This window comes from Saezia sanguinis, from assembly GCF_003991585.1.
Lineage (GTDB): Bacteria > Pseudomonadota > Gammaproteobacteria > Burkholderiales > Burkholderiaceae_C > Saezia > Saezia sanguinis.
Window position 1 is genome coordinate 20,968 of record NZ_PQSP01000004.1, and the last position, 11,522, is coordinate 32,489.

Genomic DNA, 11,522 nt, shown 5'->3' on the forward strand with positions numbered 1-11,522 from the left:
CAGTGGCGCTTAAAGACTTTTTCAGAGATGAACTGAATTACCTGCGGGCACAGGGCAAGGAGTTCGCACGTCATAACCCTAAACTGGCGCGTACACTGGGGGAGCAGGCATCTGATCCTGATGTTGAAAGACTTCAGGAGGGTTTCGCATTTCTGACGGCCAAGCTGCGCCAGAAGATCGAGGATGATTTTCCCGAGCTGACGCATTCGATGATTCAGTTGTTGTGGCCGAATTATCTGCGCCCGATTCCCAGTGCAACGATTGTGCGTTTTGACCCGATTGCCCAGGCGCTGACCGAGCGCCAGGTGATTCCGCGCGCCACGGAACTGCGTTCGCAGCCGGTGGATGGCACGCAATGCCGTTTCAGAACGTGTACCGATGTGTCGGTGTATCCGCTGGCCATTGACAAGGTGAGTGACGCGCACAGCCGGCAGGAGTCGATTGTCCGCGTTGATCTGCAAACGCTGTCGCAGCAGCCTTTGAATACGATTGGCTGCGATGACCTGGATTTTTATATCAGCAGTGATGATGTCACAGCGTCTACCCTGTACCTGTGGCTGGCCAAATACCTGAGTGAAATCCGGATTGAAATTGGCGAAGAGACGCGGCATCTGGATGTCAGGAATATTGAGTTTTTGGGTTTTTCGCCCAAAGATGCGTTGTTGCCGTACCCGCGCAATGTGTACGATGGTTACCGCATTTTGCAGGAGTATTTTGTTTTCCCGCAGCGGTTTTATTTTTTTCGCCTTAAAAAGCTGAGTTCAATGTGGCCTGCCACTGCAGCGCATCAGGTGCGGCTGCAATTTCATTTTTCCAGGCCGATGCCCAGTGATTTTAAATTGCGTACCGGCGATCTGAGCCTGTACTGCGCGCCGGCCGTGAATCTGTTTTCGCACGATGCCGAGCCGATCAACCTGACCGGCCGTGCGCTGGAACACCGTTTGCAGGCCAGTGCATTGCAGCCCGAGTGTTTTGAGGTGTTCAGCGTGGACAGCATCTGCTCATGGAAGGTGCAGCAGGATGGCAAACGGGGCGATTTTCTGCGTGAGTTTCATCCGTTCGAGTCTTTTCAGCATGAGATTGAGTATGCGCAGGACCGCTCGGCGTTGTATTACCGCTTGCGCATTGAAGAGTCTGTCAATGACGAGGCGCTGAATTACCGGGTGGCTTTTGTGCGCTCGGACGAAACGTATTACCTGGGTAAAAACGAGACAGTTTCGATTGAGCTGACGTGTACCAACCGCCAGTTGCCGCTGGCGCTGGGTGCGGGTGATATCTGTGTGCACACGGAGACGACGCCTTCGTTTGTGACGTATACCAACATCATGCGCCCGACGCCGCCCTACCGGCCCTTGCTCGATGGTTCGCTGCACTGGACGCTGATTTCCAACATGTCGCTGAATTATCTTTCGCTGCTGTCAGCCGAGCCGATGAAAGCGGTGATTGGCGCGTATGACTTTACCGCGCTGTATGACATTCAGCACGCCAGGGCCACGAAAAAACGGCTGGACGGGATCAGCAAGGCGGAAACCACGCCGGTGGATCATCTGGTCAAGGGTCTGCCGGTACGGGGACTGAAGACAGTGCTGGATATGGATGGCAGTACTTTTTCGTGTGAGGGCGAGCTGTATATGTTTGGTACGGTGTTGTCCCATTTTTTTGCTTTGTATCCCAGTATCAATTCTTTTCACAAACTGGAAGTTGTCAATACACTGAATAATGAGCATTACGCATGGCCATTAAGGAACGGCAAGCAACCCGTGATATAGCCGATGTGGTGCTGGGCGATGCGCATAACTATGCGTTTTACCGCCTGCTGGAGCACTTGCACCGGTTGCACGACGATGACCTGGAATCAGGCGAGGCGGATTCGCCCCTGTTCCAGCGCGTGGTGCTGGAAGGCGATGCGCAACTGGGGTTTCCGGCTTCTGACGTAGTGCTGGCCGAGCGGCTGCCTGATTCTGACGAGCAGTACCGCGTCAAGACCAGTTTTTTCAGCATGCAGGGGCCGGATTCGCCGCTGCCGGGGTATTACATTGACCAACTGGCGTATGACTATGCGCATGGCATAGGCATCCGGCCGGCTTTTCTGGATTTTTTTAATCACCGCCTGCTCACGTTGCTGCACCAGGCCTGGCGCAAATACCGCTATTACGTGCGTTTTCAGCACGAGGCGAAAGACCGATTTTCGAAATATGTGTTTGCGCTGATCGGCCTGAATGATTCGGAGCTGCGCGGCGCCACGCCGATTCCATGGGCGCGGCTGCTGAGTTTTACCGGCATCATTGCCAGCCGCAGCCGCTCTCCGAGCGTGGTGTCCGGTATCATTGCGCATTGTTTTGATCTGGAAGCGGTGCATATCCGTGAGTTTGACCAGCGCTATGTGGATGTGGCGCCCGGGCAGCGTAACGCCATGGGCAAGGCCAACGCCACGCTGGGTGATAATTTTGTGCTGGGCGCGCGCGTGAGCACGCGTGCGAGCAAGTTCACGATTGTGATTTCGGAATTGACACAGCAGCGTTTCCGTGACTTTTTGCCTAATGGCAAAGATTATGAGCCGCTGCGCAAGCTGATTGATTTTCTGCTGCGTGACAGCATGGCTTATGACCTGGAACTGGGGTTGCAGCAAAAGGAAGTGCCCCCGTTTGTATTAAAAAAAGAAAGTGGCACGCACCTGGGCTGGACAACATTTTTGCCGCAGGATGCGCCTTTACGCTTGGAATCTGTTGTCAAAATTAAGGCAAGAACATGAATACAAAATCAATGCAGAACCGTGTCTCTCTGATGGTGTCCAACCCCAGCAAGCTACAGCCGGGGGCGGTGTCGCGTTTTAATTTTGACCGCACCGGCGGTACGATTGGTTCACGTGGCGCCAACTGGGTGCTGCAGGACGCGCTGAACCGGGTCAACCCGATTCACTGCGAGGTGGCCTGGATTGACGGCGCGTTTTGCGTGATTGACCGTTGCGGCGATACCTGTATCAACGAGAGTACGCGTGGTGTCGGTGCGGGGCATATTGCACAGCTCAATGATGGCGATGTGCTGCAGGTGGGGCCGTATAAGATTGCGGTCCATTTTAATGAAGAATATCATGCGCTCATTGATTCCGAGAGGACGCTGGGCCAATATGATGTTGGTGAGCTGGTGAATGAAAATTCGAAACAGCTTATGGAGCAGGCGAGCCCAAACGAGGAGCATATCGCTGATGAACCCTATTCTGCTGCGGCAGGTCAGAAGGAATTGCAACAAATGACAACACCCTCTAATCATCTGAAATCTTCCATTGATCCGCTGGCAGCCATGGATGCTGACGACCAGCGCCATAAACCGGTTGTTGACCGCGTGCCGCTGGACCCGACGCATTTCGGGGTTTCGCCCAATGCCAAAACGCAGCCGGATTTTACCGCCACGGCAAGCGAGGCGGTGAGCCATTTTCATTCGGCCACGCCCAGCAGCCAGATGGTTCCGGGGGCAACCAATCTGCCTTACCCCGGTGCGCAGGAGTGGATGACCGAGCACGCCAATGCGGGCGAGGGCGGGCAGCATCTGGCCACGCTGCCATTGCAGCAGGGCATGCAGGTGAATCTGGGCTCGATGGACAGCTCGGCATCGTACACGTTGTTGCAGGAGGTGGGCAAGTCGGTCAAGGCGGCGCTGGAAGGTATTGCCAGACTGTATGGTGACCAGGTGGGTACAACGCACAGCCTGACGATGCTTACGCGCACATTGCAGCCGATTGAGGATAACCCGCTGCGGCTCAAGCAGAGTTATGAAGATACCGCGCGTGCGATGTTTTCGGAGTACCGCAGCGCTGTGCATCTGTCGGCCCCGGCCGCCATTGAAGAGAGCCTGGAGCAGGCCCGTATTCACAATATCGCGGTGATTCAGGCGATTGGCGAGAGTTTGAATGCGCTGCTCAAGGCGTTTTCTCCCGATGTGCTGGCGCACCGCTTTCAGCGCTATGGCGTGGAAGGCGAACAGCGCGCGGGGGATGAGGCCTGGGCCTGGCGCATGTATAACCACTATTACAACGAGATGGTGTCATCGCGCCAGCAGGGGCTTGAGAAGCTGTTCTGGGAGGTGTTTGAACAGGCTTACGACCGTGCAATAAGGATGCAGGCATCATGAATTTGAAGTATTTACCGCTGGTTGCAGCACTGGGGCTGACGCTTTCGGCCTGTACACCCAAAGAGATGTTCAGTGCCGCAGTGAAGGTCGGGCAGGTGGTGTGGGATCCGTCGGTTCAGGTGGGAGACGCCAAGGACCAGCCGACACAGATTGCGTTCAGTCTGTACGCGAGCCCGACGACCAACCCCAATCCGAACAGCGTGCCGCCGGAGCAGGAAGAGCCTGAGGAGTATTCGCTGACACTGAAGGCGGAAAGCCAGGAGGCGCTGCTGGAGCAGGTGCGCGAAACGCTGACTCAGATGGAAGGGCAGAACATTACGGGCGAAGAGGTCTCGCCATTGCCATTGTCTTCACCTGCTGCTGCGGCTGAACGCGGCCCTGCATCGGGAACCAGACAGGTAATTCGTTTCAGGGTGCTGGATGGGCAGGAGCATACCCGCGATCCGATTCTGATTGAAGTGCCGGGCTCGGGGGCATCGGGCATATTAATGGCCGACCGCTCGCCCGCAGCGCCGGTAACCGGGCAGACAGCAGGCCAGGCGACAGCGCCTGCCACGGCATCTGCAGCCACATCGGCAACAATTGCCGCAGGATCAGGGGCGGGGGCACCGTATCCGCTGCGTGATGAAAGCGGCATGTTGCCTGCTTCTGTGACGGAGGCTGAAAGGCTGCATTCGCTGCAGGTGGGCGAGTATGGTGGCCGTGCATCAAACGATGCTCTGGTGGTGGATGCCGGTGAGGATAATCTGACGGGCACCGCAGCGATTCCGGTGTCGGAGTATCCGCCGGCCATGGCGCGTGCAATTGCCACGCCGGTGTCGTTCAAGGTGTTGCAACTGACCGATGACTCGATGTTTCTAAATGCCGACGTGGACAGCCTGGCAGCGGATATCCGCAAGGCGCTGGGCAGTACCTATATCAAGGTGGATGATTATGTGCTGCAGCCCGGGCAGTTCAAGTACATTGACTTCAAGAAGATCGACAGCGATACGCGTTACATCGCCGTTTTTGCGCAGTTCCATGAAATGAATGGTGCGACCTGGAAGCGTGCGATTCCGGTGGCGGCGCAGGGACGCATGTATCGACTGCTGGTCGGTTTTGACAGCAATACGGTGACGCTGCAGGATGAGGGCGTCGATGAGTCGAAGTAATGACATGGTTATGCAGAATCAACAAAACAAAATAATGGAAAAGGTTGCGAGTTATGGCATCAAAAAATAATGTCCTGTGGAAAGAGGGGCTGTTTGTTCAACCGCAACACCTTCAGCAGCAGGCCCGTTTTAACGCGTATCAGTTGCACCAGCGTATCAGTGGCGCGAGCGAATATCTGTACGGGTTCAAACAACTGGAGCTCAATCAGGAGTACCTGAGTTTTGGCAAGATTGCGATTGTGCGTGCCAAGGGGGTGATGCCTGACGGTACGATTTTTGATATTCCCAATGATGTGCCGCCGCCCACGCCGCTGACGATCAGTGATGTGTCGGCCGTGAATCAGATTGTGTATCTGACGCTGCCTATGCACGCCGACGGTATGCTGGAAGTGCAGTGGCCTGACACGTATGTGAATGCGCGCTACATGGCCAAGTCTGAAGAGATCAAGGACATTGTGACGCCCGACGGCAGCTATGTGGATGTGCCGTTGAGTGTGCCTAATATGCAACTGGCGCTGGACCGCGATGACCGCAGTGCGTATACCAGCTTAGCGCTGGGGCGTATTCTGGATAAGCGCCCGGACGGCAGCCTGGTGATGGACGAGTCGTTTTACCCGACCAGTATTTCGCTGGAGGCGGTGTCACCGCTGAAGCGTTTTCTGGGAGAGGTGGCAGGCTTGATGCGCGAGCGCGCCAAAAATATTGCCATGCGCATAGGTTCGCCCAGCCAGGCAGGTGTGGCTGATGTGACGGACTTTAACCTGCTGCTGTGCCTGAACCGGCTGCAACCGTATTTTCAGCATCTGGCGCGCTGCCGGCAGGTGCATCCGGAAGATATTTATATTGCGTTCAGCCAGGCCTGCGGCGAATTGAGCACGTTTACCGATGAAGGCCGGCTGCCGGCGGAGTATCCGGCGTACCAGCATGACCGGTTGCGGGAGTCGTTTGTGGTGCTGGAGGAAACGCTGCGCCGCATCCTGAGTACCGTGATGCAGCCGCGTGCCGTGTCGCTGCCAATCACCAAGCACCAGTACGGTCTGCTGACCGCACCGCTGCAGGACCGCTTCTTGCTGGAGAGTGCCGAATTTATTCTGGCAGTGCGCGCGCGTATGCCCAACGACAAGTTGCGCCAGCAGTTCCTGCAACAGGCCAAGGTGGCTTCGATCGAAAAGATCAACGAGCTGGTCAACCTGCAATTGCCGGGCATTCCATTGAATTCACTGCCGGTGGCGCCGCGCCATCTGCCGTATCACTCGGGCTTTAATTATTTTGAGCTGGACCGCTCCAGCACACCGTGGCAGCGGATGATGAAAAATACCGCTGGCTTCGGTTTTCACATTGCCGGCCAGTTCCCTGAGCTTGAGCTTCAGTTCTGGGCGATAAGGAGTCAATGACATGACAATGCAATCAGCTACAAGAGAGCCGATCTTCAAAGAGCCCGGCGGTATCCGGGAGCCGCAGCGCGCGGCGCTGACGAACAAGGCCGATGTGTCGTTTAACACGGTGGAGCAGATTGACCAGGACAGCGACCTGTGGTTTCAGATCCGTGGTTATGGGTATAACCCGCTGGTGGATGCATCGCTGCCGATCATCGGGCTGGTGATGCGTATTCGCAAGCTCAACAAAAATCCGAATGTGGATGAGCTCTATACCACGGTGCGCAACCAGATCGCCACCATTGGTGAGGAGATTGCACAGCATAAATATGATAACGCCACGCAACTGGCGTACCGTTACTGCCTGTGTTCTTTTGTCGATGAAGCGGTGATGGGTACGCCCTGGGGGGCGCAGTCGATCTGGGCCGAGCGTTCTTTACTGAGCATCTACCATGATGAGACCTGGGGCGGTGAAAAGTTTTTCACGATCATGTCGCGCATGCTGATGGATCAGGAGAAATACCGTGATGTGCTGGAGTTCATGTACGTGTGCCTGTGCATGGGCTTCAAGGGCCGCTATGGCGTGCAGATCAACAGTGGCGATGAGCTGCAGGCGATCATCACCAAGCTGCACAAGGCGTTGCGGCAGATGCGTGGTGAAACGCCGGAGACGCTGACTGCGGCGCACAGCAATGTGGCTTCGCGCAACTTCCGTGTGGGTAAACAGTGGGCATGGTGGGCGCCATGGGCTGCGGCTGCAGTAGTGCTGGTGCTGGCATTTGTGATTTATTCGCTGGTGCTCAATACAACCACCAATGAAGTGATTCGTTCACTGGATACCGTGCTGCAACAACGGTGATATGAGCTGAGCACCACAGCTTCTAGGGCTGCTTTCAAACGATGGCACCTGATCTGGTTTGAGGTAAACCGGGCAGGTGCCAAGTACTATTTTAAGGGTGTCAAAAGTGCGTGACGCTGACAAAAAAGTAACGCGTTCTGTCAATTTTGCTCTGACGTTAAACAAAAAAGATCAGTGATTGAATATGAGCGGGTCAAAAGTGGCCCGAATTCGGGTCAGAATAGACCCGATTATTTTTTTAGGATATTAATTAATTATTTATTTTCAGTGGGTTAGCTTGTTGAGGTGAATTCAGGCACATAGTTTGCATGATAAATAGAGTAGAGCTGCTAGAAAGCAGCACGTTTATTTGATTCATGTCTGTTTTATTCATTTCAACAAGGAGCATATCAATGCCAACCCCAGCGTATATTTCAATTGAAGGCAAAACCCAGGGCAACATCACCCAGGGCGCATTCACAGCCGATTCCGTCGGTAACGTCTACGTCGAAGGCCACGAAGACGAAATCCTGGTCCAGGAAATCAGCCACCGTGTTACGACCCCGACCGATCCGCAAAGCGGCCAGCCCTCAGGCCAGCGCGTGCACAAACCGTTTGTCTTTACCTGTGCACTGAACAAAGGCGTACCGCTGCTGTACCAGGCACTGACTACCGGTGAAATGCTGCCGACAGTGGAAGTCCGCTGGTATCGCACATCTGTAGATGGCAAACAGGAACACTTCTTCTCCACCAAGCTCGAAGACGCGACGGTTGTAGACATTGACACCGTGCTGCCACATGCGCAGAACGCCGACAACGCCAACTACACCCAGCTGGTACGCGTGTCACTGGCCTACCGCAAGATCATCTGGAGTCATGAGGTAGCCGGTACAGAAGCTTCTGACGACTGGAGAGCGCCGATTGAAGGTTGATTCCTGACGGTTTGATGTGTCAGGAAAGTAAGTAGTCATCACGACAATGATCATGCAGGATCTGATATGACAGCAAGCAGTCAAGGTGCGGGAGGTTCGTCTGGTGGGCGTCCCGTGGTATTGGTAGGACATGCGCATTCATGCCCGAAGCACGGCGCAGGGACGGTGGTTACCGGAACTGCGGGGTTCAAGGTGAATGGGCGCAATGCCGCTTGTGTTGGAGATTTGATCAGCTGTGGCGCCGTGATTGTGAACGGGACGGGCGCCACCAAAGTGAATGGTCGTTGTGTGGCCAGGCAGGGCGATGCCACCAGTCATGGTGGTGTGCTCATTGAAGGCGATGCAAGCTGGATGGTGAAGTAGCAGCGTTTGTGCATGTTGTTGATGACGAGTACCGGTTTTGCTTGAGGAAAAAAGCAGAACCGGTTCACCTGCTTGTAGGAGCGGGTGATTCAGGTTAGGGCGTGTTAATACGCGCTGGTAAAGCAAGAAAAGAAGTCAAACAAGGAACGGCCATGGCGCAAACGGACTTGCACTTTAGTTTTGAACCCGCATCGGGTGTGGCTTTTGATGTGATTGAGTTTCATCTGGTGGAGGCACTCAACGAGCCTTATCAACTGGAGGTGGAACTGATCAGCTCTGATCCGGCGGTGGATTTTGGCAAACTGCTGGATCAGCCGGCGCTGTTTACCATCTGGCGCGGTGCTGTGCCAGTCAGGCGCGTGCATGGCATTGTGAGTGATTTCAGCCAGAGCAACACAGGGTTCAGAAGAACGCGTTATCACGCGGTCATGGAGCCGCAGCTTGCCAGAACGCAACTGTGTTCGGACTGGCGTATTTTCCAGCAGCAGAGCATTCCGGAAATACTGGCCTGGGTGTTTAAGGAAAACCGGCTGACGGATTATGGCGTGTACCAGCAGCAGACGCATTTGCAGCGCGAGTACTGTGTGCAGGCCGATGAGACGGATTTTGATTTTATTCAGCGCCTGGTGGCTGAAGAGGGGTTTGTCTACGGGTTCAGGCACAGCGAGCAGGGGCACCAGATGGTGCTTACGGACGTGATCCAGACGCTGGGCGCTATCGGGCAGGAAGACGGACAGGAGAATGGGCAGTCAGGCGATAAGCAGGCCAAGCCTGTTTTATACCAGCCCAATCCGGCAGGGGACAAGCCGCAGCCTGCATTGCGCCGTTTCACTTATCAGGAAAAGGTTCGTACCGCGCGGCAGACGCAGCGTGACTATACGTTTAAAAACCCGCGCTATAACCAGGAGCAGGCCAGCACCGGGCATGACATGCCGACCCAGTCGGCGGCATACGAGCGTTATGACTATCCGGGGCGTTACAAGCAGGATGCCGCAGGTGTGCCTTTCACGCAGACCCGGTTGCAGTCTTTAAGGCGCGATGCGAAAACGGCCGTGGCCATTGGGGATGATGCCAGGGTGGAGCCGGGTATTGCATTCCAGCTTGACGGGCACCCGCGCGACGACATGAATATTTTCTGGCGTCCGGTACGGGTGGAACACAGCGGCAAGCAGCATACCAGCGCAGAGGAAGAGGCTGCCAATGCCCAGGTGAGCACGCAGTATGAGCAGACGGCTTATCTGGTGCCGGCGCAGGCGGAATGGAAAGCCGTTATTCCGGCAAAACCGCATTTGCACGGCCCGGAGATTGCCCATGTGGTGGGGCCAGAAGGCGAAGAGATTTATACCGATGAGTATGGCCGGGTGAAGGTTCAGTTCCCGTGGGATCGCGAAGGGGAGAGTGATGAGCACAGTTCGTGCTGGATACGTGTGGCACAGAACTGGGCGGGTGCAAGCTGGGGGCATATGGCGATTCCCCGTATCGGCCAGGAGGTGATTGTTGATTTTCTGGACGGCGATCCGGACCAACCGATGATTACCGGGCGCTCGTACGATGCGACCAACCCCACACCTTATAAACTGCCTGCGCTCAAGACTTTGAGCACGATCAAAAGCAAAGAGCATAAGGGCAGCGGCCTGAATGAGTTGCTGATTGACGATACCACCGGCGAGATCAAGACCCAGTTGCGCAGCACCCATGCGGCAACGCAGTTGAACCTGGGGTTTCTGACACACCCGCGCGAGCAGGATGGTACCGGCGAGCCGCGTGGTGAGGGCTTTGAGCTGCGTACGGACTTTAATGGTGCGGTGCGTGCTGCCAGAGGGCTGTATATCGGAACCGATGGCCGTACCGAGGCCGTGGGCGGGCAACTGGATGTTGCTGAACTGCGCAAATGTGTGGATGGGCTGCAGTCGCTGGTCCGTTCGCTGCTGGATACTGCTAACGCACATGAAGCGCCTGAAGCGCGGTATGACGATTTTGAAAACCTGGTGGATGCGGTGAACCATCTGGGAGCCGGTGCCAATGACCGCAGTGAGGAAGAAGGGGCCAAGCCGATTGTGGCTGTGAGCGCGCCGGACGGCATTGCGATGGCAACGCCTAAGAGTGTCATGATTGGTGCTCGGCGCAACCTGGAGTTTGCGGCGGAGAAGGACGCGCACATGACCGTCAACCAGCAGTTGCATCTGGTGTCGGGGGATGCGATGTCGTTGTTTGCTGTTACCGGCGGCATCAAACAGATTGCCAACCAGGACGATATCCATCTGCAGGCGCAGCATGGCACGCTGATTGGGGAGTCGCAGGAGGCCATTCGTTTTGCCACCGCCGGGCATATGACGCTGGTGGCTAAAAAGCGCCTGACGCTAACTTGCGGCGGCAGTTACATCACGCTGACCGAGTCGGGCATTGAGTTCGGTGGCAAGGTGGGCAATATGCGCATGCCGGTGAATGTGTCGGGGCCGGCATCGCTTTCCGAACAGGTGAATTCGTGGGGTGATGCGGCGTTTGACCAGCGTGTGCGGCTGGTTCGGGCTGGTAAGCCGGTGGCCAATTACAAGTTTGAGCTAGTTCGGGCCGATGGCTCGATCATCAGTGGTGTGACCGATGCCGAAGGCTGGACGCCGGTGCAAAAAGCGCTGGTACCGGAGGATTACGCTGTGCGTCTGCTGGGGCCTGCGGATGTCAAGTAAACCGCGTGATGGTTACTGCCAGTGCGGGTTACTTGCAGTTTGCATCT

General features: G+C 55.8%; 9 protein-coding genes. All 9 read left to right on the forward strand.

The genetic code is table 11. The features are described from left to right. Nucleotides 1-2 precede the first annotated feature (2 nt). A complete protein-coding gene (gene tssF / locus CUZ56_RS08385; RefSeq protein ID WP_126979947.1) occupies nt 3-1,769 on the forward strand; it encodes a type VI secretion system baseplate subunit TssF in 1,767 nt (588 codons plus the stop codon). After that, nucleotides 1,733-2,752: a type VI secretion system baseplate subunit TssG gene (tssG, locus tag CUZ56_RS08390; protein ID WP_126979948.1), complete on the forward strand. Its 1,020-nt coding sequence runs from the start codon at nt 1,733-1,735 to the stop codon at nt 2,750-2,752. Before tssF ends, tssG begins: the two co-directional genes overlap by 37 nt. After that, nucleotides 2,749-4,128 carry a type VI secretion system-associated FHA domain protein TagH gene (tagH, locus tag CUZ56_RS08395; protein ID WP_126979949.1) on the forward strand — a complete coding sequence of 460 codons (1,380 nt, stop codon included), beginning with the start codon at nt 2,749-2,751 and terminating at the stop codon, nt 4,126-4,128. The genes tssG and tagH overlap by 4 nt, the downstream gene beginning before the upstream one ends. Then, the gene (gene tssJ / locus CUZ56_RS08400) at nt 4,125-5,279 is read left to right on the forward strand and encodes a type VI secretion system lipoprotein TssJ (protein ID WP_126979950.1); all 1,155 of its coding nucleotides are present in this window, start codon (nt 4,125-4,127) and stop codon (nt 5,277-5,279) included. Before tagH ends, tssJ begins: the two co-directional genes overlap by 4 nt. A 53-nt stretch (nt 5,280-5,332) precedes the next feature. Then, nucleotides 5,333-6,673, forward strand: coding sequence for a type VI secretion system baseplate subunit TssK (tssK, locus tag CUZ56_RS08405; RefSeq protein WP_126979951.1), 1,341 nt, complete (start codon nt 5,333-5,335; stop codon nt 6,671-6,673). A 1-nt stretch (nt 6,674) separates the two neighbouring features. Further along, entirely contained in the window at nt 6,675-7,514 is an 840-nt protein-coding gene (gene icmH, locus CUZ56_RS08410) for a type IVB secretion system protein IcmH/DotU (RefSeq protein ID WP_204250866.1), read from the forward strand. Nucleotides 7,515-7,906: 392 nt separating this feature from the next. Continuing rightward, the gene (locus CUZ56_RS08415) at nt 7,907-8,425 is read left to right on the forward strand and encodes an Hcp family type VI secretion system effector (RefSeq protein ID WP_126977702.1); all 519 of its coding nucleotides are present in this window, start codon (nt 7,907-7,909) and stop codon (nt 8,423-8,425) included. Nucleotides 8,426-8,491: 66 nt separating this feature from the next. Then, nucleotides 8,492-8,788 (forward strand): PAAR domain-containing protein, encoded by a 297-nt coding sequence (locus CUZ56_RS08420; protein ID WP_126979952.1) that lies wholly within the window; start codon nt 8,492-8,494, stop codon nt 8,786-8,788. A 152-nt stretch (nt 8,789-8,940) separates the two neighbouring features. Then, entirely contained in the window at nt 8,941-11,475 is a 2,535-nt protein-coding gene (locus CUZ56_RS08425; protein ID WP_126979953.1) for a type VI secretion system Vgr family protein, read from the forward strand. The last annotated feature ends 47 nt before the right edge of the window (nt 11,476-11,522 follow it).

Excerpts from the sequence above, each read along its gene's own strand:
- tssJ (WP_126979950.1), top strand. The coding sequence starts at position 4,125 with ATGAATTTGAAGTATTTACCGCTGGTTGCAGCACTGGGGCTGACGCTT.
- icmH (WP_204250866.1), top strand. The coding sequence starts at position 6,675 with ATGACAATGCAATCAGCTACAAGAGAGCCGATCTTCAAAGAGCCCGGC.
- tagH (WP_126979949.1), top strand. The coding sequence starts at position 2,749 with ATGAATACAAAATCAATGCAGAACCGTGTCTCTCTGATGGTGTCCAAC.
- tssK (WP_126979951.1), top strand. The coding sequence starts at position 5,333 with ATGGCATCAAAAAATAATGTCCTGTGGAAAGAGGGGCTGTTTGTTCAA.
- CUZ56_RS08425 (WP_126979953.1), top strand. The coding sequence starts at position 8,941 with ATGGCGCAAACGGACTTGCACTTTAGTTTTGAACCCGCATCGGGTGTG.
- tssG (WP_126979948.1), top strand. The coding sequence starts at position 1,733 with ATGGCCATTAAGGAACGGCAAGCAACCCGTGATATAGCCGATGTGGTG.
- CUZ56_RS08420 (WP_126979952.1), top strand. The coding sequence starts at position 8,492 with ATGACAGCAAGCAGTCAAGGTGCGGGAGGTTCGTCTGGTGGGCGTCCC.
- CUZ56_RS08415 (WP_126977702.1), top strand. The coding sequence starts at position 7,907 with ATGCCAACCCCAGCGTATATTTCAATTGAAGGCAAAACCCAGGGCAAC.